This window comes from Erythrobacter sp. MTPC3 (assembly GCF_042854385.1).
Lineage (GTDB): Bacteria > Pseudomonadota > Alphaproteobacteria > Sphingomonadales > Sphingomonadaceae > Erythrobacter.
In genome coordinates this window covers 102,352-128,377 of sequence record NZ_BTGP01000005.1, presented here as the reverse complement: position 1 = coordinate 128,377, position 26,026 = coordinate 102,352, and the positions used below count along the sequence as shown (strand labels likewise).

Here is a 26,026-nt window from a genome sequence, read left to right as displayed (position 1 = left end):
CGATGATGCTGTTACAAACCATTGCCGCCGGCGCGGTCTTCATGTCCGCTGCAACAGCTTTCGCCGCGCCTGAAAGCGCAGCCCGATCCGATCAGCTGACCAATGTGCTATTGTGCGCGGCGGGCGAACGGCAAATCTTTCACGCAACATCGACCGAAGATGAATTCGGTTATGCGATCGCGGTGTGCGAAGGTGCCTCGGCAAGCGATGAGGCTGCCCCTGTTGCCGTAATCTTGTCAGGCGAGGGAGGGAATTTGCGCACCGAATGCGCCGCCAACGATTGCGACGGAGTAATCGAATTCAGCCGTTACACCCGCTATCGCTTCACCCAGCTCACGCTCAAATGGCGCGATAAATATGCCAAGCACAGATTGACCGAGACATTTGATGCGCAGGATTTCGAGGCTGAGCCCAGCCATTCGCTAATCCATTACTGGGGAACCGACGGGGAGGGGGAGGCGCTGGCCACCGCGAACGATCCGCTTTCACTGATGCAATTGCAACGCAGTCTGCTGCCTGACTGACGGAGCGGTTATTCCAGCCCCAGCTCGTCCAGATCCATCGTTGCAGCGGAATAGCTTGCGGCGGCCAGCCGCCCGGTGAGGCCAGCCCGGATCGCGCGGATTTGCGCGTCTGCGGCGCTTTCTTCGCGCAGGTTCACGAGGAAGAAATCGCCCGCGCCCAGGTCAAACCGTTTACGCTCTGCGGCGACCATTGCGCTGGCCTGCTCAACTTCCTGATCCGCCAACACCGCCAATTCCAATGCCGCGTTCAGATTGGTCAGGATGTTGTCGAGCTCCACTTCGATCTGGTCGGCAATCCGTCGTTCTTTAAGCTCTTTTTCGCGCAGCTCCGCCTCGGCCCGCTGTAATCGCCCGCGTGCCTCGCGCCGCTGCAAGGGCACGGTTAGCTGCACACCGACCACTGCGTCAGTGGAATCGAAAGTCGGGCCGCCATCGCCAATCGGTCCAAAATCGCGCGACAGCTCGACATTGAAATCAAGCTGCGGTTGCAGATCGTTGCGGCGCAGTTCGACCTTGTTTGCCGCGCGCTCAATCTCCAGCCGAAAGGTCTGGAGTTCGGGCCGGTTGGCGAGCACTTCGCTGCGGCCCAGCGCCAGCAGGCTTTGCATATCGGGCAGTGCGGCCAGCGTGCCGATCGGCGGCAGCATTTCGCGTGTCGGCGCGATCAGGCGGCCATCGGCCCCGCGCAAATAATACGAGAGGCTGTTGGCAGCGGTCGCGAAATTACGCTGCGCCTGCGCGAGCAGCGTTTTGCGCCGGATAACGTTCTGCTCGTTCTCTGTCAGAGCGATGCGCGGTGTCGCCCCGGCGCGGACCTGGCGCGACAGGCCGATGGTGCGCGCCTGCGCAATCTCCAGCAGCTCTTCGTACACGCGGATTTCATTGCCCGCCGCGACCCATCGCCAATACGATTTGAGCGCCTCGTTCTGGACATTCAGCTGCACCAGCAACACGTCGAGCCGCGCTTGGTCGGCTGCAATTCGGGTGTCCTCGATTGCAAAACGGCGGCTGTCGATGCGGCGGTCACGCAGCAGTGAAAACAGCGCGCCGACTTTGAATTCGCCGAATTCATTGGTGTTGTAAATGTTTTCGTAAATCGGGAAACGGCCATCGGACACGCGGTATGTGCCGTAAATCTCCGCGCCCATCGGCCGGAGCGGCTGATACGCGCCCGCTTCTGCATACCCGCCTGAAAATGTGCCGGTCACGCGGTCATACGCTTCGGCTTTCAGCATCAGATCGAATGCACCATCTGCCGCAAGCTGATCGCTGCGTGCGGCGGCTTCGCGTTCGAAACTTTCGAGAATACTCGGGAACGTAAGCGCCGAACTGCGCAGCACCTCTTCGGGCAATAACGGCCCGCTCGTGATCGCCTGTTCCAGTGGATCGTCAAGCGGCGCGACGGTTTGCGCTGATACTGACGCGGCGATCGCACACAGCGCCGCTGCCAGTCCAGAAGACGCAGCCATGCGCATGATCAGGTGGCCTGCCCCTGCGCGGTATTGGCTGCCGCAGGCAGTTCAGGCGGGAAATTGTTGAGCTGACGCCAGATCTCATATCCGACCGGCACCGTTTCAAGCAGAACCCACGCCCGAACGGCCGCGCCATACCGGGCATAACGTTCTTCCGGCCATGCAAATTCGGCATTGGGGTCTTCGGCGATCAGCACACGGAAACGCCCGTCAGCCTGTGCTGACTGGTCCACGGATGTCACCACCCCTTCGAATGTCCCGATTGCGACGGAGGGCCAGCCGCTGAATTGCACGGCGGGCCACCCTTCGAACTGGATGCGCGCCTCCTCGCCCTGCTGGATCAGGCCTACATCACGCCCATCGACGAAGATCTCGATCACGCGCTCCGAAGTTTCAGGAACAAACGAAGCCAGCACGTCGCCGGCGCTGACCAAGGTCGCGGCGTCGCCGGCATTGACCGACTGGATGAAACCATCGCGCGGGGCGACAATCAACTGTTCGGACTGCCGCGAAAGCGCCGTGTCGGCGCGGGTCAGATTAGCCTGCGCCTCTGCCACGCGCCCGCGCATTTCCTGCACGCGGATTTGCGCCTGTTCGTAATCGCGCCGCGCGGAAAGGCCGGCTTCGAACAATTCCTGCATCCGGCGCTGGTCGATTTGCGCTGTTGCCAGTGCGTTTTGCACCGCCTGAAGCTGGATGAGCACCTGCTGCCGCTCTGCCTGCAATCGCTGGACCAGCTGCGGGTCGATGTCAGCGATGCGGGCAATCGGATCGCCTTTCAAAACGGCGCTGCCATCGCGCACGAACCATTCTTCTATCCGCCCCGACACAGCCGCATTGATATTTTGCTGGCGTTCATCGGGGTTGAGCGTGGTGACAACGCCCTGACCGCCGGTTGTCTGCACCCACGGCACGAACAAAAGGAACGCGATCAGCGCCAGAATGCCGCTCAATACGATCACAACCACTGTGCGCATGATGCGCGGGGTCGAGATCGCTTTTAGCGCGGTGAACGGCACAAGGTCTTTTGCGGTGGGGGTAAAGATGCTCATGCGCCTGCTTTCTTGCCCAAAGCGGTGCCGGTCGCCACGTCTTCGAGTGCGCGCGCATGATGCGGTCCGGTGTGCGGTTTGCCGCCGATAGAAGCTTGAAAATCCTCAACGCTGTCAAAAAATTTCTGCTTGCCCGCTTCGAGATACAGGAATTTGTCGAAGCCCAGATCGCTCCGGCGGTTCGTGAAGCAGATGACGGTCGAATATGCCTGTTCGCGCAATTCCTTGATAGCGGCGGCGATGTGTTCTTCCGCAACAAGATCGAAAAGCTGGCTGAGCACCAGAACGCGGGGACGTTCGAGCAGCGCATTCGCCAATTTCAGCTGTTGCAGCTCGACCGAGGAAAGCGGCCAGCCGGTCGATGCAATTTGCGTATCGAGACCTTCATCCAGCATGGCCACTGTGTCGGTCAGGCCAGCGGTGTCTAGCGCGGCGACCATGCGCTGCGGCGCGGATTCGGGGCAGGACAGGGCAAGGTAATCGCGGATTGTCATGCCCACAAAGCTGGGGCGGTTGAGGACATGCACGTCCTTGCGCAGGCTGTATGCCTCGATCTGGCGCAGGTCGACATCGCCCATCGTCACAAACCCGCCGTCGGGTAATTGGTGTTTCTTGAGCAAATTCGTGAAGAGGCGCTGCACGCCCGGCTGGCTGGCGGCGGCCATCACGATTGCGCCGCTGGGGATCGCGAGGTTGAATTCCGCCAGTTCATTTCGCGCTTTACCGCGCACGTTCCTGAATACGATCGTATGGTCTTCGCCGCTGACCGCGCTATCGCCGGAATGCTCCTCCTGCTCGACATCGTAGAACAGCGAGAGCTCGTCAATCGCGGCGCACAGCTCGTAAAAATAGGTGAGATACATGCCCAGCTGCGCCACGCCGAAAAACGCGACCGATAGCACAAGTTCGGCGGCCACCAACTGGCCCAGCGTCAATTCGCCCTGAATGACAAGCCAACCCCCTAGGCCCAGCAGGACCGCACTGGCTGCCGCATAGAGCAGCAGGAATGCGAGCGTCTGGGCAAAATGCTGGCGGAAATGGCGTTTGCGGCTCTCGATATAATCGTGGGTGTAGTGATTGGTGCGCTCAAGCGCGTAATCGACACGGCGCTGTGATTTGAAAAAGCCGTTGGATGATCCAATCGCTTCCAGCCATGCGGCGGTTTCATGCTTTGCGTGCGACAGGTCGATCCCGGTGCGCACAGCGCGCGATCCCCATACCAGCCAGATCACCCAGATAATCGCGCTCATGACGAGGGTGAAAACCATGAAAAGCGGGTGGTAGAGCGACACCAGGACAAACCCGACAGCCACCTGCAGCACCACGGTGAACCCGCCGATAAACAGGACCGGCAATGCCTTTTGCACGACGATCACGTCGAAATACCGGTTGAACAGCGCCTGCCTGCGGCTGTCTTCGAAAAAGGGGTTTTGCGCGTAGACCGAGATAAGCGAAATTTCCGCCACCAGCCGGGCGTAAAACCGCCGCGCAAACAGCTCCATCAGGTGAATGCGCAGGGCATTGAGCAGGCCAAACAGGACAAGCAGCCCGAACAGCGAAAGCGAAAGGACCACCAGCGGCGCAGCGAGCGCGGTGTTGGCGACCGTATTGATCAGCATCTGCACCGAAATAGGTGTGGCAAGCGAAAGCAGGCTGATCCCGACGCCATAGATCAGCGCAAGCCAGTAAAAGCTGGCTTCGGGTTTGAGAATCTCGAAAAACCGGCGGAAAAACTTCGCCAGTGACAATCGAGTTCCATAGGAAGCGTTTTCGGATGCCGAGGGCATTACCAGGTTCCCGTCCAATCAGCGCAAAAAACAAAGTGCCTGTGCGATCGCGCCGGGATCCCTTCCAGCGGAGCCGCAAGCCTACACGTCCCGCAGCGCACAATAAACGTTTTTCGCCTGCGCAGGTTCCCTAATTGCATAAAGCGCACGCTCAATGCCTGCTTGCACCGCCGACGGGCGGATGACACAGGCGCGTATCAGGCGCGGACCGGGGCGCTATTGCCCTTGGATACACCGCTCGCTGCGGGGAAACGCATGACCGAACACGGGATTGAACATGCAAGTGCGAATGAAAGGCCAGCAAACGTCCTGCTGATCGGCGGCGGCCATGCGCATGTGGCGGTGCTGGCTGACTGGATCGAAAACGGCCTTCCAGCTGAGCGAACCACGCTTGTGACGCCCTCCCGTCATCTGAGGTATTCCGGCATGGTGCCGGGCTGGATCAGCGGCCAGTATGATCGCGACACAGGACTGGTCGACGTGGCGGCGCTGGCACGTCGGGCGGGCACGGATCTGGTGCTGGATCGCTGCTCCGGGATCGATCTGGCGGCACGGTGCGCCCTGCTGGCGGGCGGGGGATCGGTTTCGTTCGAGATCGCCTCTATCGACACTGGGGGCGTGGGACAGGCTCACCGCGTGTTGGACGCAGATGACCGGCTGATCGACATTCGCCCTATCGATGCATTCGTGGACAAATTGGAGACCCGCCTGGCCGTGCTGGAAGGATCGCCTGAAATAGCGGTCATCGGCGGCGGAGCAGGCGGCGTGGAGCTTGCTTTTGCCATGCGCAACCGGGGCGCCGCGCGCGAAGGAAGCGGCCCGCCGAACGTCACTTTGATAGCGGGCAAGGGCGGTGTTACCCCGTCATTCTCATCTGCCGTCCGCAAAAAGGTGGAGCAGGCGCTTAAATGGCAAGGCATTGAGGTGCTCGCCGCCGATGCGCGGTTTGATGACGGCGTGCTTTATGCCGGAGAGGATCGGCTGGAAACGCCCGATCTTATCGTTGCGGCCATCGGCAGCACGGCCCCTGACTGGCCTGCGAATAGCGGCCTTGCCTGCGACAAAGAGGGCTTCATTCTTGTGGACGAGCACCAGCAATCGCATTCGCATCCGAACATTTTTGCAGTCGGAGACGTTGCGATGCGCACAGATGCCGACATTCCGCATTCGGGCGTCCATGCGGTGTATGCAGGACCAATCCTCGCAGACAATCTGCGCGCTGCAGCGGGCGGGCGAGCACCGCGGCGGCGATACCTGCCGCGCGGGCGGAACCTCTACCTCATGTCCACCGGCGACGGATCCGCGATTGCCAGTTACGGCCCTTTCGCAGCCGAAAGCCGTCTGATCGCAAAGATCAAACACTGGATCGATGCGCGCTGGATCAGCAAATACGCTGACCTTGCCAAAAACATGTAACGATTGCTCGCCTTGATGCGAACAGGGGTCCAAAGGGCATTCTATGAAGAAACTAATCATCATCGCGGCGCTCGCAGCATTGCTGGCAGCCTATTTTATCTTCGACCTTGGCAGGTTCCTGACGGTTGACGGGATAAAAGGCGCAGCTGACTGGGCGGGATCGATCTATGACGAGAACCCGGTGCTGGTCCTCGCGGGGTTTTTCCTGATCTATGTCACGGCGACGGCGGCCTCCATTCCCGGAGCCGGTCTGCTCACGCTTGCGGCAGGGGCGCTTTTCGGACTGGTTGTCGGTACGGTGCTGGTGTCGTTCGCATCGACCATCGGGGCGACGCTGGCGTTTCTCTCTTCCCGTTATGTCCTGCGCGACAGTATCGAGGACCGGTTTGGTGAGCGGCTGAAAACGATCAATAACGGGCTGGAACGCGACGGGGCATTTTACCTCTTCACGATCCGCATGATCCCGCTGATCCCGTTTTTCGTCGTCAACCTTGTCATGGGACTTACCCGGATCAAGACGCTGACTTTCATCTGGGTTAGCCAGATCGGAATGCTGCTGGGCACGGTCGCTTACGTCAATGCAGGCACCCAGCTTGCCCAGATTGAAAGCGCATCGGGGCTGCTCTCGCCTGCGGTGATCGGATCGTTCGTCCTGCTCGGCATCGTGCCGTGGATCGCCAAAGGGATCGTAGGCATCATCAAACGGCGCAAGGTCTATAAAGGTTTTACCAAGCCAAAGAGTTTCGACCGCAATCTGGTGGTAATCGGTGCCGGTTCCGCCGGGCTTGTCTCCGCCTATATCGCCGCGACGGTCAAAGCGAAGGTTACGCTGGTCGAGGCGAACGAGATGGGCGGGGATTGTCTCAACACAGGCTGTGTCCCGTCAAAGGCTTTGATCAAAAGCGCCAAGGTCGCAGCCACGATGCGCCACGCCGACCGTTACGGCATTACGCCAACCGAGCCTGACGTCCCATTTGCCAAGACCATCGCCCGCATCATGGATGTCATCAAACAGATTGAACCGCATGACAGCGTTGAACGATACGAAGGCCTGGGCGTCGATGTGGTCAAGGGATACGCGACTGTCATCGATCCGTGGACAGTGGAGATCGCCCGCAATGACGGCGAAACACAGCGCCTGACAACCCGCAGCATCGTCATCGCAAGCGGCGCAAAACCTTTCGTTCCGCCGATCGATGGGCTGGAGGGGAGCGGTTATTTGACCAGCGATACGATGTGGGATGCCTTTGCTGCGATGGACAAGGCACCGGCGCGCGTCGCGATCCTCGGCGGCGGCCCTATCGGAAGCGAAATCGCGCAGGCGATGGCCCGTCTCGGATCGAATGTCACGCAGGTCGAAATGTCGAGCCGTGTGCTTGGCCGCGAAGATGAAGAGGTGAGCGCGCTGGCCAAGACGGTTCTCGAAGAAGCAGGCGTGACCGTGCTGACAGACCACGAAGCGGTTAAAGTGGACGGGACTACACTGGTCGCAAAACATGATGGCGGCACAGTTGAAATCCCGTTCGACGCGCTGATCGTGGCGGTCGGACGCAAGGCGCAGCTCACCGGCTTCGGGCTAGAAAGCATTGGTGTCGATACGGACAGGACTGTGGTGACGGACGAATTTCTCGCCACGAAATTCCCCAACATCTTTGCCGCTGGAGATGTTGCCGGCCCGTATCAGTTCACCCATGTCGCCAGCCATCAGGCGTGGTATGCCAGCGTCAACGCGCTGTTCGGCCAGCTCAGAAAGTTCAAGGCCGATTACCGTGTCATCCCGGCGGTCACATTCCTCGACCCCGAATTTGCCCGCGTTGGCCTTAACGAAACCGAGGCGAAAGAGCAGGGCGTCGATTACGAGGTCACTGTTTACGGCCTCGATGATCTGGACCGCGCCATCGCCGAAAGCGAGACCAAGGGATTTGTAAAAGTGCTGACGCCTCCGGGCAAGGACACGATTTTGGGCGTGACGATTGTCGGCAGCCATGCGGGCGAATTGCTGGCGGAATACGTGCTGGCGATGAAGCACAAGCTGGGGCTGAACAAAATTCTCGGCACGATCCACACCTATCCGACCATGGCTGAGGCGAACAAATACGCCGCTGGCGACTGGAAGCGCGCCAACAAGCCCGAAGCATTGCTGGGTTGGGTGGAGAAATATCACGACTGGCGCCGGGGGTGATGAATACTCTGCGCTTGGCGAAACTCTGGCGTTGAGCGCGCTTTTCGGCAAAGGCTGGCAGGGTGGCAATTGGCCGCAATGGTTCGGGGATTGAATTTTGGAAATGTTCGATCAGTTTCGCGGCATTCTTGGTATTGCTGCGATGCTGCTGATTGTCTGGGGCCTGAGCGAAAATCGTGCGATGCGGCCTGGCTGGGGCTGGATCGCAGGCGCGCTTGCGCTGCAGGGCGTACTCGCGCTGCTGATCGTGCGCGTGCCGTTCATCTGGGACACCGTCACTCTTGCTAATGAAGCAGTCGCCGCGATCGAGCGCGCCACATTGGTTGGGTCATCTTACATGTTCGGCTATCTGGGCGGAGCGGAACTTCCGTTTGAGCTGAAAGAGGGCGCGCAGCCGCCGCTTGTCATCGCGTTCCAGATCCTGCCGCTGGTGATCGTGTTCAGCGCGCTTGCCGCGTTGCTGTGGCATTGGGGCGTGCTGCGATGGCTCGTAAACGGGTTGTCTTTCCTGCTTCGCAAATCGCTGGGCGTCAGCGGCGTTGTCGGCCTGTCGGGCGGAGCGAACATGTTCCTTGGCGTAGTGGAAAGCCCGCTTGTGGTGAGAGCCTATTTTGCCAAGGTCAGCCGCGCAGAGCTGTTCCAGATCATGGTGCTCGCCATGTCGACCATCAGCGGCGCGATCCTGATCCTCTATGCCACTACTTTGCGGCAAACGGTCGATGATGCGGTCGGCCATATGATCTCTGCCTCGCTCATCTCGCTGCCCGCAGCACTGCTCATCGCGAAGATGATGGTGCCGGGGACAAAGGATGATGTCGCGACCGAAACCGGCGCCGCAGACGCAGACGCAGAAGATCAAGCGGATCTCAAATACGAAAGCAGCATCGACGCCATCGTAAAGGGCACGATGGACGGGATGCAGCTGTTTCTGGCGGTTATCGCGATCATTATGGTCGTGTTCGCGCTGGTTTCGCTGACCGATCAGGTGCTTGCCCTGCTGCCGCTGGTGGGTGATGAGCCGCTCACGCTGAAACGCGTGTTCGGCTGGCTTTTTGCCCCGCTCATGTGGTCAATCGGCGTTCCATGGGCCGAGGCGCAGGCCGCGGGCGGGCTGATGGGCACAAAGGCGGTGCTCAATGAATATGTCGCCTATCTTGAGCTGGCGGCGCTGCCTGCTGACACATTTGGGCCGCGCAGCCTGCTGATCGTCACCTATGCTTTGTGCGGCGTTGCGAACCTCGCCAGCGTCGGCTTGCTGGTTTCGACCATCGGGACGCTATGCCCCGAAAGGCGGGCCGAGGCTGCCGGACTTGGCATGAAAAGCTGGATTGCGGGCAACATCGCAACCGCCATGACGGGGGCGTGGATCGGCCTCGTCACCTTCGGAAGCTGAGGGGGCAGGGGCGATGTTTGATGCAAAGCTGCGGCCCCTGATTGATCCGCCCCTGAACGCGGCGGCGCGCGGACTGCACGCGGCGGGGATCAGCGCCAATATGCTGACCCTCGCCGGGCTGGTGCTGGGACTTGGCGGAGCAGCCAGCATCGCGTTTGGCCATATCGGGCCGGGCCTGGCGCTGATCGCCGCAAACCGGCTGTTTGACGGGCTGGACGGCGCGGTCGCACGGATCGCGGGAAAGACCGATCTTGGCGGATATTTCGACATCGTTGCCGATTTCGCGTTCTACGTATCCATCCCGCTCGGTTTCGGTATCCTCTCGCCTGAGAACACGCTGCCCGCTTTGGTGCTGGTGGCCAGTTTTGTCCTGACTGGCGTGAGCTTCCTTGCCTATGCCGTCATCGCCGCAGAGCGCGGAGAGGCGACAGACGCACATGGGAAAAAGAGCTTTTTTTATTCCACCGGCCTTGCCGAAGGGGCGGAAACCATCGCCGTGTTTGCGGCAATGTGCGTGTTTCCCGCATGGTTCGCAGTTCTGGCTTATGGCTATGCGGCGCTATGCGTTGTCACCGTGTTCCAGCGTAGCGCGCTTGCGGCAATCCAGTTCAAGCAGAGCTGACGCTCCGCGCTTAGAGATTCAACGCTGCCCGATCTGGCCCGATACAGCATCCCGCAGTTCCGCAATCCGGTCGGCATTCGCGCCGAGATCGCTTTGTCCGACGCGGCTGACGGACCGGAAATCGATCTCGTTTTCGCCCACGCGGGCAACGACGTCATCCTTGAAACCGAACCAGAACGTTTCTGCCACGCCTTCGACCCGGCCAGCCTGTGCATCGGTGCGAATATCGTCAAACCCCATATTGGCCATCGCGGCGGCCACTGCGGCCAGAGCGTCCGCCTGGCTTGCGCCGCCCAGCGGAAGCGGAGCGAGGTCCGCATAGGTTTCGTTGATGATTTGCGCGTGCGATTTGATTGCAAGTTCTGGCGCGGCGCCTGAATACATCTCTGTCTCGCCCAGGGGGGTCTGATAATCATTCAGCGCATTCGCACCCGCTTGCTCTCGCGCCTGCATGGTCTCGGCCGAGAATTGCGGCGGGTTCGACGTGTCGGTTGAAATGTCGTGGATCGGATTGGCCTCTGCGGTGGTTCCGGTCGTCGCAAGCATCGCAAACGCAGCCAGCGGGATCACGATACCGGCAACCGGAACGATCCAGCCTTTGCGCGGCTTGCGCAGCAACGCAGCGATTAGTGCGATGACCGCGACCAGCGCGGTCAGACCGAGCAGGATCGGGCCGCCGCTGACGATCAGTGTGCCCAGACTGAACTGCCAGCCCCAAAGTCCGAATTTCGTGCCCAGCGCAGCAACTGCGAAATAAATCGGCAGGAAAATGATGAGCGCGACGACGAGCTTATTTAGCGAGAATTTTTTCATGACGCCTGTTTAGCGGTGTTCTTCGCATTGGCAATGCCGGCTGTGTACGCGGCAAACCGGCCCTGTGCTAAGGTGAACAGATGCGGGTATACCGGGCGACGAAATTTTTTCTGGGAAACCGATCGACTTTCAAGCATTACAGGTATGCGGAAAACACGGACAGGGCGGGGGGATCCGTGCCGCTCCGACGCTTTCAACACCGCATTATTCGTTATCGAGCGCGCATTATTCGTTATCGAGCGCGCATTATTCGCGCTCATCCGGTTATTTAAAGGAATACACAAATGAAGCGTACTACCCTGATGAGCGCCGTTGCGCTGACAAGCCTTCTGGCACTTTCTGCATGCGGCGGCCGCACCGATGGTGAAACGGCTCCGGCAGAAGAAACCACTGCAGCAGCACCAGCTGAAGAAGCTGCGGCTCCTGCCGAAGCGGCTGCACCTGCCGATCCCGAAGTCGAAGCGAACGGCACCGTGATCGACATTAACATGTACACCCGCGATCCCGACGATTCGAGCGGTCTGCAGGTCTTCAAACCGCGCCTTATCACGGCGCAGGTTGGCGATACGGTTCGTTTCATCCCGACCGACCCGACCCACCAGTCCTCGTCGATCGACGGCATGATCCCCGAAGGCACACGTGGCTGGCAGGGTGAGATCAATCAGGAAGTGTCCTACGTCCTGCCAAAGCCGGGCATCTACGGTTACCAGTGCGTTCCGCACTACGCAGCCGGCATGGTTGGCATGATCATCGTTGAAGGGGATGGCGTGACCGAAAATCTCGAAGCTGCGAAGGCTGTGAGCCATCCAGGCCTCGCTGGTCGTGAGTTCACTGAAATCTTTGACGAAGCTGAAACCGGCGGCATGCTCGGCGGGTAATCGCCTTCGCGATTTCGGCTAACGCCAACAGAAAGGGCGGTGTGGTTTCCCACGCCGCCCTTTTCTTATGCATACCCGATGATGTCAGCCGGTATCCTTGCAGAGACCGGGATCGACGCGCCGGATTAAGCGGCGGTCGCCATTCGGGCGAGTTCACACTGCGACCAGATTTCACTGAGCGCATTGATCAGCGCGTCGATATCGCCGTCGCTGTGCACGGGTGAAGGCGTCAGGCGCAGCCGCTCTGTTCCCACAGGCACAGTCGGATAGTTGATCGGCTGCACATAGATGCCGTGATTATCCATCAGCCAGTCGCTGATCATTTTGCACTTCTTCGCATCGCCGACCATCACCGGGATGATGTGGCTTGGGTTGTCGAGGTGCGGGATGCCCATCATGTCGAGCTTGCGACGCACCTGTTTGACCCGGTCGCGCTGTGCCTCGCGCTCTTCATCGCTGTTTTTCAGATGGCGGATGCTGGCGGCTGCACCGGCCGCCACAGCGGGCGGAAGCGCGGTGGAGAAGATAAACCCGCTGGCAAAGCTGCGGACAAAATCGACGAGGTTGCTGCTGGCCGCGATATAGCCGCCCATCACACCGAACGCCTTGCCCAGCGTCCCCTCGATCACCGTGATCCGGTCCATGAGGCCTTCGCGTTCGGCAATGCCGCCGCCGCGCGGTCCATACAGGCCAACCGCGTGAACCTCATCGATATAACTCATCGCGCCGTGTTTCTCGCACACGTCGAGGATCTCCGCGATGGGTGCGACATCCCCGTCCATCGAATACACGCTTTCAAAAGCGACGAGTTTTGGCACGTCGGGTCCGAATTCGGACAACATCCGGTCGAGGTCTTCCGGATCATTGTGCTTCCAGATTTTGTAAGGGGCGCGGCTGTGCCGTATCCCCTCAATCATGGAGGCATGGTTGAGCGCGTCTGAGAACACTACGCATCCCGGGATCTTGGATGCGAGCGTTCCCAGACCCGCCCAGTTCGATACGTATCCGCTGGTAAACAGCAGCGCGCTTTCCTTTCCGTGAAGGTCAGCAAGCTCTTTTTCCAGCAGTACGTGATAGTGGTTCGTGCCCGAAATGTTGCGCGTGCCGCCTGCACCGGCGCCGCATTCATCAAGGCAGTCGTGCATCGCCGAAATCACCGTAGGGTGCTGGCCCATGCCGAGGTAATCGTTTGAACACCAGACGGTGACCGCCTGCGTTTCCTCATCCACGAAACGGGTCGCGTGCGGAAATTTGCCGCGGTGCCGTTTGATGTCGGTAAAGACGCGGTAACGCCCTTCTTCGCGCACGCCGTCCAGCTCGCTTGCGAAATAGGATTCGTAATCCATCGGTTTTCCCTCTGTTTGCATATTATGTCTTCCAGTCAGTCTTCGATCCGCCCGTGCCCCCTCGCACCGGCGGTGTCCGGCCCGGAAGGGCCCAGCCCCACAACATGCCGTCGCGAAACGGCAGGGCGAGGAATACGTGTTCAAGCGCCCCGAGCAGGCACAAGGTTGTAAGCAGGCTCGCCCCGACCATTTCCGCGCTGCCCACCGGGGCGGCAAGCGCCAGCGACCCGAACCAGGCGGCAACCGCGGTGATGGCCGCGATCGAGATGGCGAGCAGCGCCGTCATCCGGTTCCGCCCGAAATATGTCTTCAGGTAATCGAGATGCAGCGGCAGCATTTCCGCTGTCGAATTGGGCACGCCGATAAACATGTTGATTTTGGCCGTCAGCCTGAGCGCGAAGAGCAGCACGAATACGGTCGCGCCGATCTGGTTGGGCGCATTCCAAGACAGCGAAATCAGCAGCAGCGCCGTCAGCGCCAGCGCAACCTCGTGATGGATTACCGTCGCGCTTGCCTGTGCAAACCGCCGTGCGCCGCGCAGTTCCGCATCTGCAGGAATACGGCGCGGTCCAGCAGCGGCCCCTGTGAGGAAGCCGATTTCATGCCAGCCCCAAACCATCAACGCGCCGACAAATGCGAGGTAAACCGCCCACAGTGATGCTGATTGCGACGCGATCAGGATCGTCACAAGGCCCGCAATTCCGCAAGCGCCGCCAATCATCAGGCTGCGCGTGAAGGTCGCGCGTTCACGGTTGTCGGCCCAGGCAATCAGCCCGGTGGCGACAAACCAGATCGCGACCGTCACGATGAACGGCACAACATGACCGCTCCAGCTTACCACGCGGGCTGAAGCCGGATGGATTGCGGAAGCGTGTTTGGCTTGGTCCGCTGGAAATACATTTTGGCAAAGTTCCAGCCTGCACCGGCCATCCCGCTGACGCGTTTGGCCATGCCGCCGATGCCGCCCTGTTCCTTGCCCGCTTCGATCCGCAGGGCCGCCTGACGCAGCGCTTCCATGTTCGCGCGGAAGGCCGGGTTGTCGATATCCAGTTCGACGGGGAAAACTTGCCGGCTGATCTGGTTGCAGACCCGGAACACTTCGTAATCATAGTCGGTCGGATCGACGCCCAACGCCTTGTGAAAGACGGGCCGCGCATGGTCGCGCACATACATCGTGGCATAGACCGAAAGCAGGAAGAACCGGATCCACAGCTTGTTATAGCCTTTCAGCAGCTTGGGATCGGCATGCATCAGCATCGCGAACGCTTCGCCGTGGCGAAACTCGTCATTGCACCATTCTTCGAACCAGTCGAAAATCGGGTGGAATTTGTGCTGCGGGTTGGCGGCCAGGTGCCGGTAGATCGTGATATACCGCGCATAGCCGATCTTTTCCGACAGATAGACCGCATACCAGATGAATTTCGGTTTGAAATACGTGTATTTTTTCGTCTTGGTCAAAAAGCCCAGATCAACACCGATCCCTGCATCTTTCAGCGATTCATTGATGAACCCTGCGTGCCGGCTTTCATCGCGGGCGAGCAGTTTGAACAGCTGCTTTACATCCGGGTTCTTCGTCCGCTTGGCGATTTCGGCATACAGGATGCAGCCTGAGAATTCCGAGGTCATCGAGCTGACGAGGAAATCGGTGAATTCGGCGCGAAGTTCTGGTTCGAGGTTTTCGATGACCCCGGTGAAGCTGCCATCGTGCTTGAAATGCTTCTTGTTCGGATCGCCGACCATGTCGGCGATAAGCTGGTCCCATTCTTCGCGGACGAGCGATACGTCGATCGCGTCAAGCGCGTCGAAATCGGTGGTGTAAAACCGCGGTGTCAGGATCGTGTCCTGAGTGGCGATCTCCATTGCGTCTTCGCTGGTGATTGGTGCGTGCGCGTTCATTTGATCCTCCCCGGGTTAAAGCTGACTTCGTAAAGTTCTTTCAGATCGAAATAGGCAGCGAGCCGCGTGATGGCGCGTCCCAGCGGACCGGCGCGCGTCACGGTCGCGGCGCGTTCAAACACGGCGCTGTGGCCGAACGGCACGGTGATCGGATCACCGTGCACGCGCACTTTATCGCCGGGGTGCAATTGGACGTTGCCCTCCAGTTCGACATGCGCATGAAAATGCTCCGAGCTTTGCTCGACGGAAATGGTGCAGGGCGTTGAAAAACGCCTTGCGTCCATTGGTGAAATAGCGGCGCTGGATCCCATCAACGCGTCTCCTCTTTCAACATGGCGGCAAAAACCGCGCGGTTATCCGGGCCAAAAGAGCCCAGCTCGATACTTTCATTGGTGGTGCTGTCTTGCAAAGACAGCGAACCGTCGCTCCATTCGATGAGGTCGAAAGGTGTTGCCGCGCCGATGCCCCTGATGCGCCGTTCATGCACCAGGGATCGCAAGGTCGAGCGTACAAAACCGCCATAGCCGACGCCAAAGCGTGCAACTTCATCGCGGGTCGAGGCGTCTTCTACGCGAACAGAGCCGTCCGCTTCGTCGTAGAATTTGAGGCTGCGCTGCGAAACCGAGGTCACACCTTCGGCGGCGCGCACATCATGCGCAATCGCAGTACGATCAACGAAGCCAAGACTGACAGCAGATGTCAGCGCGACGCAGAACACGGCCACCGCGCCCATCATATAGAGGGGCAGTTTGTGGACGGTGATTTCGTCTTCTTCGTACTCGCGAACGATCATGCAGGCGCTCCTTCAAAACCGCGATCCGGTCCTCGCTGGACAGACCCTTTTTCAGGGCGCGCAGGGGGGACATTTTTCTTTTGGCCGCTTTGAACAGATGGTTCATTGATCGCGGTCAAATTCTGCTCAATCGGATTGATTGCGGCGCAGGCATCCGAAAGCATCCGGGCCACGTTCTGCGCATCAGGCACGGCGCGCAGCATTGGCTGGGGCCGGTTGATTTTCCACGGGCGGACATGCGGCCAAAGCAGCATGATGCCAAGCAGGCGGTCCCCGTGCAGTTCCATTGCGATATCACCGCGGTCCTTGCCCTGCATGTGCAGATGCGCGGCAGAAACCTGTTTCAGCGGGATGTTGATCCGCGTTTCGATGGCCATGCCCTTGCGAATGATCAGACGCATATCGGTAAGGATATACAGCGTGGTGCGCACGCTGAGCCATGCCAGCCCCTGAAGGATCAGCAGCGCGGTCAGGCCAAGCACGGTGCAGACAATCGCCGCCTGCACATTGCCAAAGGCGAGCGAGGCCGCAATCAGCACTGCGAAATACAGCGAAACCTTGCGCGTGTGGAAGGCTTTGCGGGCAAGGATCGCCGTATCCGGCTTACCCTGCCATAGCACCGTTTCCTGTTCGGTTGGCGTTCCCATGGGATCGCCGTCCGCACTTGGCTCCGGTGCCTGCTGGTTTGAGAGGTTTACAGCCACGGTTCGCCTCGCTCTGCAGTCGCATACATGTAGCCGCCGCCAAAATAGGCCATGATCTTGTCTTCTTCGAGACGGGTGATCTGGCCTGCGGTGGCAATTTTCGGTACACTTTCGAATTGCTCGGAAGTGATCGCGTCGATCTCAACCAGCGGTTCTTTCTCCGGCAGGATCCCGCTGATGAGGGATTCATTGTTAGCAAAGACACCTTGAAGCGGGCCTCTGCGCTGGACGAAAGAGACAAACATCGGCGCCAGCACCTTGTTGCCGGTATTGGTGGTCACTTCGAGATAGCGGATGATGTGCTCCGACTGATCGACCCAGATATCGGTGACCTTGCCGACGACTTTCTTGTCCGCAGCGACAACCGGCCAACCCATGATGCTGGGATCGTTGGGGGCGATCACGATATCGTGGCTATCGGCAATGGGGACGATGCGGAGTTGGCCGTCAAAGGTCAGATCGGGATAATCTTCGCGATTGGCATAGGCCGCCGGACCCATGTTGGATGTCAGCGGATTGCCAGGTGGCACATAGGGCGCGCCGCCTGCGTGGAACGTGCGTTCGGCAGCGATATTCGCCGGATCGCGCGGCACGTCTTCTGGAATGTAAACGCCGCGGCCATGCGGCAGCTTGAAGACTTTCTTGCCCGCATCGGTAAGCGGCGTGCCGGGCTCGATGCGGCCCGTCAGTTCATCTTCGAGTGGATAGCCTTCGCGGCGGCTTTCGCGGTTCAGGTATATCACCAGACCGACGAAAAAAACGAAGAAACTAAGGAAAGCGAGTTCGGCGACGTCGAACGTCCCGACTATGTAAGTGTTGTTCATTTCACGTTCCTTTCGGTGTCAGATGCGGCCGAAACGGCAGGCCGCATTCAGGTCGGGAATTCGCGCAGGCCGAACGGCTGGCCATTGCTTTCCCCGGAATTGGTGGCTGATCTGCGACCACTGCCGACAAGCGGCCCAATCGCGGCGAGTCCTGCCAGAAGCAGCAGGATTTCAAGTATGTAGACGGTGGTGTACCCGGTTGCCCGTGTGGCTACGGCGGCGGTTTGATCGCCGCTCATCACGATGGCGGAGACCGTGTCGCGGATCGCACCGCCCAGCGCGATGCCCAATCCAGCGCAGCTTGCCTGCACCGCGCCCCATGCACCCAGCGCGAGGCCAGCGGTTGCGTTTGCGGCCAAGTTCATCGCCTCGATCAGAGTGCCGACCGAAAACAATCCAAGGCCCAGTCCGATAAGCGCCGATCCGGCAAACAGCATCGCGGGAGAAGCAAATGCCGGTGCGAAGAGAATCACGATGAACGCCATCACTCCGATCACCAGGCCCAGCGCGGCAATCCGCAGCGGATCGCCTGCACGCGAAAGCATCCGGCCTGAAAGCATGAACCCGGCGAGCGCGCCGAGCGCCCATGCTCCGGTCAGACTGGTCGTCGCGCCAACGGACAGGCCCAGCACTTCGCCGCCATATGGTTCAAGCAGCGCGTCCTGCATCGCAAACCCAGCGGCACCGATGCCGATGGCCGTAAGCAAGCGGGCGTTGCGGCCGTCCTTTACAAAAGCGTTCCACAGCTCGCGGAAGTCAGGCGTTTGCCTGCTCGGCGCGGTCGCCTCGACATTGCGGGCTTCCTGCTTCCAGAGCGCGGTCACATTCAGCACCATGGTCAGCACAGCTGCACCCTGAATGACCTGCACAAGGCGGGTCGGGCTGAATTCGATCAGCAGGCCGCCAATGACAAAAGCGGAGAACATCATGCCGATCAGCAGCATGACATAAAGCAGTGCGACCGCGCGGGGCCGCTTGTCTTCGGGCGCGAGGTCCGTGGCGAGCGCGAGGCCGGCGGTTTGGGTCACGTGGAAACCGGCGCCCGTCATCAGGAAAGACGCCGCAGCAGCGACGATGCCGAGGTTAAACGTATCCGCCTCGTCAAACAGCAAAAGCGCAAACGGCATGATCGCCAGCCCGCCAAATTGCAGCATGGTGCCAAACCAGATGTAGGGCACCCGGCGCCATCCCAGCGCGGATTTGTGCGTGTCGGAACGGTGCCCGATCAATGCGCGAAACGGCGCAACCAGCAGCGGCACCGCAATCAAAGTCGCGACGATCCACGCAGGGGCACCCAGCTCCACGATCATCACCCGGTTGAGTGTGCCGTTTAGCAAAACGGTCGCCATCCCTACGCTGAACTGGAACAGCGCCAGCCGCAGCAACCTGCCCAAAGGCAGGTCGGCGCTCGCCGCGTCTGCGAATGGCAGCATGGCCATCGCAAGCCCGGCAAAAGACGCCGGTCCTTTGGGGGAAGGGCGGGGCGAGGTGCTCATCCACGCCTTACCAGTTCAAGCGCCTGGCTGGTGTAAAACCCGCTGGAGACGCGCCGTGTGCGGCCGATTTTCCAGTCGGCCAATTGGCCCAGCCGCGCGCGCAGCTCTGTTTCGGATACAGGCACGATGGCGGGCGAACGGTTGTTCTTGGGAAACACTTTTCCGACCGTGTGCATTGCACCAAGCAATCTGGTGAGCGGTGCAAAGGTGAAGAGAATCGAGCGCGTCGTCCGCTCACCCAGCTCGCCGACTGCATCGACCAAATCCTCTGGCGCGTAATGGATCAGCGAATCCATCGCGACTGTGTGCGAAAACGTGCCAAGCGATGGGTCGAGCATGTCGCCCGCCATCCAGTCGATCCGGCCATGCCCGATGAAGCTGGGCGTGCGCTCTTTGGCCACTTCAACCAATCCGCCTGCAACGTCGATGCCGGTAACTTCGGCTCCGCGGCACGCAGCTGATATCGCCAGTGCGCCTGTGCCGCAGCCTGCATCCAGAACCTTTGTCCGGCGCAGGTCAGCGGGGAGCCAATCAAGCAAAGTCGCGCGCATTTCATCACGGCCGGCGCGCACGGTTGCACGGATGCCGCTGACTTTCGCGTTCGATGTCAGGTCAATCCACGCCTGACGCGCAGTGCTGTCGAAATAGGTCGCAAGCGCCTCCCGGCGCTCCGCATAAGGACCGGCTTCGTATGGGGAAGGTGAGCGTGTTGCCATCATTCAAATCCCAGAAAATCGAAGATATCGCGGTCCTTCATCGGCTGCGCGGTCGATGGATCGACCCCGGCCCAGAGCATCGCGGCGAGACGCAGATATTCGTCCTGCGCGGCGACCACTTCGGGATCGTCGCCCATTTCAAACAGGGTGCATTTCTTGAGGCGCGAACGGCGGATCGCATCGACATCGCGGAAATGCGCGAGGCGCTGCATCCCGATCTCGTCACAGAACCGGTCGATCTCGTCGGTTTCGCGGCTGCGATTGGCCACCACTCCGGCGAGCCGCACGTCGTAATTCTTGGACTTCGCAGCTATGGCCGCGACGATGCGGTTCATGGCAAAGATGCTGTCGAAATCGTTGGCGGCAACCACCAGTGCGCGCTCGGCATGTTGCAGCGGCGCTGCAAAGCCGCCGCATACAACGTCGCCCAGAACGTCGAAAATCACGACATCGGTGTCTTCGAGCAGGTGGTGCTGTTTCAGCAGCTTGACGGTCTGACCCACGACATACCCGCCGCAGCCAGTGCCAGCAGGCGGTCCGCCGGCCTCGACACACATGACGCCGTTATACCCTTCGAACATGTAATCGTCGGGCCGCAATTCCTCGGAGTGAAATTCGACCGTTTCAAGGACGTCGATCACGGTCGGCATCAGCTTTTTGGTGAGCGTGAACGTGCTGTCATGCTTGGGGTCGCAGCCGATCTGGAGCACCCTGTGGCCAAGTTTGGAAAACGCGGCGGACAGGTTGGACGAGGTCGTGGATTTGCCGATCCCGCCCTTGCCATAGACGGCAAAAACCTTTGCGCCCTTGATCTTGTCGCTCGGATCGAGCTGGACCTGAACTGATCCTTCTCCGTCGGGCGGAGTAAATGCCGAATTGGGTGTTTGCAAGTTCATGGCGTCAGATCCCTCTGTCTAATTTCATTCTGCTGCGAAGACGCCTTCGAGGCGGTCTTCGAGCTCGTCATTGGCTTCGCGCAAGGCGGCGAGTGTTTCATCATCTGGCTCCCACAGCTGGCGGTCACATGCCTCCAGCAGCCGGTTCGCCACGCGGGCGGAGCTTTTCGGATTGAGCTGGGCAAGGCGGCGGCGCATTTCGTCGTCGAGGACGAAAGTCTCGCTGATTTTCTGGTAAACCCACGGCTGCACCTGCCCGGTCGTGGCCGACCAGCCCAGCGTGTTGGTCACGTGAATTTCGATGTGGCGCACCCCTTCGAACCCGTGGTCCAGCATGCCTTCGAACCATTTCGGGTTGAGCGTGCGGGTGCGCGTTTCAAGGTCGATCTGTTCGGCCAGCGTGCGCACCTTGGTGCTGCCGCGTGTCGCGTCGAGGATATAGACGGGCGCGTCCTCACCCTTGGCCCGGGAAATTGATCGGCTGACACCGCCAAGACCGTCTACATACTGGTCAAGATCGGTGATGCCGACTTCGACGCTTTCGAGGTTCTGATAGGAAAATTCCACATCTTTCAGCGCGCTTTGCAGCAATTCGCGCTGCTGGACCGGCGCGCCGTTAACACCGTAGGCAAAGCCTTTGTTGATCTCGAACGCATTGGCCAGTTCATCGGGATCGGCCCACACACCGCCATCGATCATCTGGTTGACGTTGGCGCCATAGGCGCCCTCTGCATTGGAGAAGACGCGCAGCGCCGCCATTTCCAGATCGCAATTATGTGCGGCCTGATGGGCGAGCGTGTGTTTGCGCACGAAATTTGCCTCTAGCGGTTCGTCCGCCTTACTGGCGAGCAGCGCCGCCTCTGCCAGCATGCGTGTTTGCAGCGGCAGCAGGTCACGGAAAATACCCGATAGCGTCATGACAACGTCGATGCGCGGGCGGCCCAGTTCCTCCAGCGGGATCAGTTCCGCACCGCAAAGCCGGCCATAGCTGTCGCGCCGCGGACGCGCACCCAGCAGCGTCATCGCCTGCGCGATCTGGATGCCTTCGGATTTCATGTTGTCTGTGCCCCAGAGCACCATTGCGATGCTTTCGGGGAAGGGTTTGCCGCCTTCGACATGGCGCGCAATCAGACGCTCGGACTGTTCCATGCCCTGTTTGCAGGCATAGGCGCTGGGGATGCGGAAAGGGTCGAAGCCGTGGATGTTGCGCCCCGTGGGCAGCACATCAGGGTTCGCAACGATATCGCCGCCGGGCGCTGGCTGGACATATCCGCCGTCCAGCGCATGGATCAGCGCGCCCAGTTCATCGCTGGCATCAAGCTTTTCGCCCAAAGCCGCGCGGTCGCCGGTATCTTCGGTGGCGGCCTCCATGATGGCGTCCAGCATGTCTTCGCGCTGCGCCCCTGACGGATTGCGTCCAAGCACGTGCAGTCCGTGCGGGATCAGTGTTTCTTCCAGTTCGTAAAGCCGCACTGTCAGATCACCGATATCGCCGCATTCGATGTCGAGCGCGTCGCACTGGTCATGGATGATGCCGGCCAGATCGGCGCGCTCGGCGGCGCCGCTCGCATCGTCAGGCGTCAGCCGCCAGCGTTCGACGCTAGCTTTCAGTTCGGTCAGCCCCTTGTACAGGCCCGCCTGCGCGAGCGGCGGCGTCATATAGCTGACCAGCGTCGCAGCAGACCGGCGTTTTGCCAGCATACCCTCAGACGGGTTGTTGGCTGCATAGAGGTAGTGGTTGGGCAGGTCGCCGATCAGACGTTCCGGCCAGCAATCTCCTGTCATGCCGACCTGTTTGCCCGGCATGAATTCAAGCGCGCCATGCGTGCCGAAATGAAGGACGCTTTGCGCGCCGAAATCTTCGCGGATCCAGCGGTAGAATGCGCTAAATGCGTGGGTCGGTGCAAAATTGCCCTCGAACAGCAGGCGCATCGGATCGCCTTCAAAGCCGAAAGCGGGCTGAATGCCGACGAAGATGTTGCCGAACTGTGCGCCAAGCACCTGGATATGGCCGCCGTCGCTTTGCTGTTTGCCGGGAGCAGGGCCCCATTGCGCTTCGATTTCGGCGAGGTGTTTTTCGCGACGCACATGCTCGTCCGCCGGAATGCGTGCCGCGACATTGGCATCCGCGCCGTGGCGTTCGGCATTGCCTGTGAGAATTTGTTCGCGCAGCGCATCGACGGTCTCTGGAACATCGACGCTGTATCCCTCAGCCTTGAGCCGGAGGAGCGTTGCGTGGAGCGATTCGTATACGGCCAGAAACGCCGCTGTTCCGGTGGCACCGGCATTCGGCGGGAAGTTGAACAGCACAACAGCCAGTTTGCGTGTCGCCCGCTCGCTACGGCGCAGCTGGATCAGCTTGGCAACGCGCGCGGATAAAGCCTCTGCGCGTTCGGGACAGCCCTGCATCGGGCGAAGATTGTCGGAAGCGGGCCGCTCGCATTTTCGTTCGCAGCCATTGCAGACGGGACCATCACCGGCGCGGCCTCCGAAAACGCTAGGCACGGTGGACCCGTCTAGTTCGGGCAGAGCGACCATCATTGTGGCTTCCAGCGGAAGCAGGCCCTGCGGGCGTGCACGCCATTCCTCGATCGACTGGAATTCGATGGCATGGGCGGCCAGATACGGCACGTCCAGCTGGCCCAGAATTTCGCGCGCGGCCTCGGCATCATTGTATGCCGGTCCGCCGACGAGTGAAAATCCGGTGAGATTGACGATCGCATCGACGACTGGTGCGCCTTTATCGTCCAGAAAGAATTTTTCGATAGCGGGCCGCGCATCCAGACCGCTGGCAAACACCGGCACAACTTTCATGCCAGCATTTTCAAACGCAGCAATCGCAGCGTCGTAATGGCCGCTATCATGGCCAAGAAGGTACGATCGCAACAGGATCAACCCGACCGTGCCATTAGGCGCTTTGTCACGCGGCAGCAGGCGCAGGCTTTCGGAAATGCGCTGTTTGGTGCGCGGGTGGTAAACCCCGGTTTCAGGGTATTCCAGCGGTGCATCAGCCTTGGTAATGCCGCGCCGACCGGCCCGTTCACCAGCGGCGTACCGGTCAATCAGCGCGCGCACCATGGCAATCACGTTTTCGTCTGAGCCTGACAGCCAATATTGCATCGTCAGGAAATAGGCGCGCACATCCTGGGCGGTGCCGGGGATGAATTTGAGGATTTTCGGCAGGCGGCGCAGCATCTTCATCTGGCCAGCACCAGAACTTGCGCCTTGTTTGCCGCCTTTTCCGCTTTGGCCGCGCAGTTTTTTAAGCAGCGCGAGCGGCCCCTTGGCAGGGGCATCCATGCGGTAGCCGCCCATCCGGGTCAGCTTCACAACTTCGCCCGCCGACATCAGGCACACCATCGCATCGCAATCTTCGCGCCGCGCCTCGAGTGTCGGCATGATCGCGCGGCAGTGATCGTCGAGAAACAGCATGGAGGCGATCACGATGTCGGCTTCTTCGATGGCCTGCTTGGCCGCATCAAGCGAGGCTGCATCGCGGTCCCAATCGGACGCTGCGTGCAGGGTCAGTTCGATTTTTTCCTCGCCCAGCTGCTTGCTAGCGCGTTCGACTGCACCTTTCAGATGGTTGTCGAGCGTGATGATGACAGCCCGGACCGGCGTGGTCCGATGCGCAAGGATCGAGGCGGGTGTTTCAGCGGGCATAGTGAGCCTTCGCATCGTAAAGCGTTTCGAGGTCGATCTCGGCGCGGCCCTGATCCGCTGCGAATGCCTCTGTATTGCGGCGCGCCTTGCCGCGGACGAAGAACGGAATTTTCTTGAGTTCGCGCTCGGCCTCGCTCGTCCATGCGGTGCCGTCATTGGCGGGAACGGCGAGTTCTTGCACTGGCTCTTGCGGTGTGGCTGCGGTGCTGTGAGCGCGCGGCGAATGGGCGGCGTGGTGCGACGCGCCTGCTTCGTCGGAAAACTCAAAATCCTCGCGGAACATGGTGAGCAAGTGCTCTTCAAGACCCATGACAAGCGGGTGGACCCACGTGTCGAAGATCACGTTGGCGCCTTCAAAACCCATCTGGGGTGAGTGGCGTGCCGGGAAATCCTGAACGTGGACGGGTGCGGAGATCACCGCGCACGGCATCCCCAGCCGTTTGGCAATGTGGCGTTCCATCTGCGTGCCCAGCACCATTTCGGGCGCGGCTTCGATAATCGCGTCTTCAACTTCGAGATGGTCATCGGTGATCAGCGGCTCGACACCGTGCTCTTTTGCAGCGGCGCGGATTCCGCGGGCAAATTCGCGGTTGTAACAACCGAGCCCGCAAACCTCGAAGCCCAGCTCATCACGCGCGATCCGCGCAGCCGCGACAGCATGGGTGGCGTCGCCGAAAATGAATACCCGTTTGCCGGTCAGATAGGTCGAATCGACCGAACGGCTCCACCAGGGCATTCTTGAATGGGTGTCGCCGAGGGCAGGCGTGGGATCTGCACCTGCCAACTCGGCGACGTCGGTAATGAAAGCACGTGTGGCCCCCACACCGATAGGGATGCTGCGCACGGTCGGCTGGTCGAATGTCTTTTCGAGCCAGCGAGCCGCTTCGTCAGCAATCTCGGGATATAAAACGATATTGAAATCGGCCGCGCCGATCCGCGTGATGTCCGCCGGCGTTGCGCCGAGCGGCGCCACCAGATTTACTTCTACGCCCAGCGTGTCCAGAATCTTGCGGATTTCGACGAGGTCGTCGCGGTGGCGAAAACCCAGCGCGCACGGGCCAAGGATGTTGGCGCGCGCCGCGCGGCCTTCGCGGTCCGGGCGCACGATGGTCTTGTCCGCCAGATTGCGGACGATCTGGTAAAACGTTTCGGCAGCGCCCCAGTTTTCCTTGCGCTGGTAACTTGGCAGCTCCAGCGGGATTGCGGGGCATGGCAGGTCCATCGCCTCGCTCAGGCCGCATGGATCATCCTGAATGAGTTCTGCGGTGCAGGACGCGCCAACGATCATCGCCTGCGGTTTGAACCGTTCGGCTGCATCGCGCGCGGCGTTTTGGAACAGCTGGGCTGTATCCTTGCCCAGATCGCGCGCTTCGAATGTGGTGTAGGTGACGGGCGGACGTTTGCCGCGCCGCTCGATCATGGTGAAGAGCAGGTCGGCGTAGGTATCGCCCTGCGGCGCGTGCAGCACATAATGCAGCTTGTCCATCGCAGTCGCGACGCGCATTGCACCGACATGCGGCGGGCCTTCATAGGTCCAGACGGATAATTGCATC

22 protein-coding genes are annotated in these 26,026 nt (G+C 60.3%); 6 read left to right on the top strand and 16 right to left on the bottom strand.

Going from position 1 to position 26,026, the window contains the following annotated elements; all coding sequences use genetic code 11:
- Positions 1-2: 2 nt before the first annotated feature.
- Positions 3-524, top strand: coding sequence for a hypothetical protein (locus ACGHU1_RS08775; protein ID WP_390585864.1), 522 nt, complete (start codon positions 3-5; stop codon positions 522-524).
- A gap of 8 nt (positions 525-532) precedes the next feature.
- Here ACGHU1_RS08775 and ACGHU1_RS08770 read toward each other — a convergent pair whose 3' ends face one another.
- The 3 genes from ACGHU1_RS08770 to ACGHU1_RS08760 are packed head-to-tail and all read right to left on the bottom strand — an operon-like array spanning position 533 to position 4,835.
- Positions 533-1,993 (bottom strand): TolC family protein, encoded by a 1,461-nt coding sequence (locus ACGHU1_RS08770; RefSeq protein WP_390585863.1) that lies wholly within the window; start codon positions 1,991-1,993, stop codon positions 533-535.
- Between the two features lie 8 nt (positions 1,994-2,001).
- The gene (locus tag ACGHU1_RS08765) at positions 2,002-3,048 is read right to left on the bottom strand and encodes an efflux RND transporter periplasmic adaptor subunit (protein WP_390585861.1); all 1,047 of its coding nucleotides are present in this window, start codon (positions 3,046-3,048) and stop codon (positions 2,002-2,004) included.
- Positions 3,045-4,835 carry an ABC transporter transmembrane domain-containing protein gene (locus ACGHU1_RS08760; RefSeq protein WP_390585859.1) on the bottom strand — a complete coding sequence of 597 codons (1,791 nt, stop codon included), beginning with the start codon at positions 4,833-4,835 and terminating at the stop codon, positions 3,045-3,047. The genes ACGHU1_RS08765 and ACGHU1_RS08760 overlap by 4 nt, the downstream gene beginning before the upstream one ends.
- 225 nt (positions 4,836-5,060) lie before the next feature.
- On the opposite strand from ACGHU1_RS08760, the gene ACGHU1_RS08755 reads away from it, so the two are divergent.
- The 4 genes from ACGHU1_RS08755 (at position 5,061) to ACGHU1_RS08740 (ending at position 10,448) form a co-directional block, all read left to right on the top strand.
- Complete coding sequence (locus tag ACGHU1_RS08755) at positions 5,061-6,251, top strand: FAD-dependent oxidoreductase (RefSeq protein WP_390585857.1); 1,191 nt, start codon at positions 5,061-5,063, stop codon at positions 6,249-6,251.
- A gap of 43 nt (positions 6,252-6,294) precedes the next feature.
- Positions 6,295-8,433, top strand: coding sequence for an FAD-dependent oxidoreductase (locus ACGHU1_RS08750; protein WP_390585855.1), 2,139 nt, complete (start codon positions 6,295-6,297; stop codon positions 8,431-8,433).
- A 103-nt stretch (positions 8,434-8,536) separates the two neighbouring features.
- A complete protein-coding gene (locus ACGHU1_RS08745) occupies positions 8,537-9,826 on the top strand; it encodes a NupC/NupG family nucleoside CNT transporter (protein WP_390586143.1) in 1,290 nt (429 codons plus the stop codon).
- A gap of 13 nt (positions 9,827-9,839) precedes the next feature.
- Complete coding sequence (locus ACGHU1_RS08740) at positions 9,840-10,448, top strand: CDP-alcohol phosphatidyltransferase family protein (RefSeq protein ID WP_390585853.1); 609 nt, start codon at positions 9,840-9,842, stop codon at positions 10,446-10,448.
- Positions 10,449-10,466: 18 nt separating this feature from the next.
- Here the strand turns inward: ACGHU1_RS08740 and ACGHU1_RS08735 are convergent, their stop codons facing one another.
- Entirely contained in the window at positions 10,467-11,261 is a 795-nt protein-coding gene (locus ACGHU1_RS08735; protein WP_390585852.1) for a DUF1499 domain-containing protein, read from the bottom strand.
- A gap of 284 nt (positions 11,262-11,545) precedes the next feature.
- Between ACGHU1_RS08735 and ACGHU1_RS08730 the strand changes: the two genes are divergently transcribed.
- Positions 11,546-12,139, top strand: a complete 594-nt coding sequence (locus ACGHU1_RS08730) for a pseudoazurin (protein WP_390585850.1) — start codon at positions 11,546-11,548, stop codon at positions 12,137-12,139.
- Positions 12,140-12,264: 125 nt separating this feature from the next.
- On the opposite strand, the gene hemA is transcribed toward ACGHU1_RS08730, so the two are convergent.
- The 12 genes from hemA to bchB are packed head-to-tail and all read right to left on the bottom strand — an operon-like array spanning position 12,265 to position 26,025.
- Entirely contained in the window at positions 12,265-13,485 is a 1,221-nt protein-coding gene (hemA, locus tag ACGHU1_RS08725; RefSeq protein WP_390585847.1) for a 5-aminolevulinate synthase, read from the bottom strand.
- Between the two features lie 22 nt (positions 13,486-13,507).
- The gene (puhE, locus tag ACGHU1_RS08720; RefSeq protein WP_390585845.1) at positions 13,508-14,302 is read right to left on the bottom strand and encodes a putative photosynthetic complex assembly protein PuhE; all 795 of its coding nucleotides are present in this window, start codon (positions 14,300-14,302) and stop codon (positions 13,508-13,510) included.
- A gap of 17 nt (positions 14,303-14,319) precedes the next feature.
- The gene (gene acsF / locus ACGHU1_RS08715) at positions 14,320-15,381 is read right to left on the bottom strand and encodes a magnesium-protoporphyrin IX monomethyl ester (oxidative) cyclase (protein ID WP_390585843.1); all 1,062 of its coding nucleotides are present in this window, start codon (positions 15,379-15,381) and stop codon (positions 14,320-14,322) included.
- Positions 15,378-15,692, bottom strand: coding sequence for a hypothetical protein (locus tag ACGHU1_RS08710; protein WP_390586141.1), 315 nt, complete (start codon positions 15,690-15,692; stop codon positions 15,378-15,380). Before ACGHU1_RS08710 ends, acsF begins: the two co-directional genes overlap by 4 nt.
- Positions 15,692-16,174: a photosynthetic complex assembly protein PuhC gene (gene puhC / locus ACGHU1_RS08705; protein ID WP_390585841.1), complete on the bottom strand. Its 483-nt coding sequence runs from the start codon at positions 16,172-16,174 to the stop codon at positions 15,692-15,694. Before puhC ends, ACGHU1_RS08710 begins: the two co-directional genes overlap by 1 nt.
- Positions 16,171-16,878, bottom strand: coding sequence for a photosynthetic complex putative assembly protein PuhB (gene puhB / locus ACGHU1_RS08700; protein WP_390585838.1), 708 nt, complete (start codon positions 16,876-16,878; stop codon positions 16,171-16,173). The genes puhC and puhB overlap by 4 nt, the downstream gene beginning before the upstream one ends.
- Positions 16,869-17,702 (bottom strand): photosynthetic reaction center subunit H, encoded by an 834-nt coding sequence (puhA, locus tag ACGHU1_RS08695; RefSeq protein ID WP_390585837.1) that lies wholly within the window; start codon positions 17,700-17,702, stop codon positions 16,869-16,871. The genes puhB and puhA overlap by 10 nt, the downstream gene beginning before the upstream one ends.
- A 47-nt stretch (positions 17,703-17,749) precedes the next feature.
- Positions 17,750-19,198 carry a BCD family MFS transporter gene (locus tag ACGHU1_RS08690; RefSeq protein ID WP_390585835.1) on the bottom strand — a complete coding sequence of 483 codons (1,449 nt, stop codon included), beginning with the start codon at positions 19,196-19,198 and terminating at the stop codon, positions 17,750-17,752.
- On the bottom strand, positions 19,195-19,914 hold the full coding sequence (bchM, locus tag ACGHU1_RS08685; RefSeq protein WP_390586138.1) for a magnesium protoporphyrin IX methyltransferase: 720 nt from the start codon (positions 19,912-19,914) through the stop codon (positions 19,195-19,197). Before bchM ends, ACGHU1_RS08690 begins: the two co-directional genes overlap by 4 nt.
- Positions 19,914-20,810, bottom strand: a complete 897-nt coding sequence (gene bchL / locus ACGHU1_RS08680; protein WP_390585833.1) for a ferredoxin:protochlorophyllide reductase (ATP-dependent) iron-sulfur ATP-binding protein — start codon at positions 20,808-20,810, stop codon at positions 19,914-19,916. The genes bchM and bchL overlap by 1 nt, the downstream gene beginning before the upstream one ends.
- A gap of 24 nt (positions 20,811-20,834) precedes the next feature.
- On the bottom strand, positions 20,835-24,473 hold the full coding sequence (locus tag ACGHU1_RS08675; RefSeq protein WP_390585830.1) for a magnesium chelatase subunit H: 3,639 nt from the start codon (positions 24,471-24,473) through the stop codon (positions 20,835-20,837).
- Positions 24,463-26,025: a ferredoxin:protochlorophyllide reductase (ATP-dependent) subunit B gene (bchB, locus tag ACGHU1_RS08670; protein WP_390585827.1), complete on the bottom strand. Its 1,563-nt coding sequence runs from the start codon at positions 26,023-26,025 to the stop codon at positions 24,463-24,465. The genes ACGHU1_RS08675 and bchB overlap by 11 nt, the downstream gene beginning before the upstream one ends.
- Between the last annotated feature and the right edge of the window lies 1 nt (position 26,026).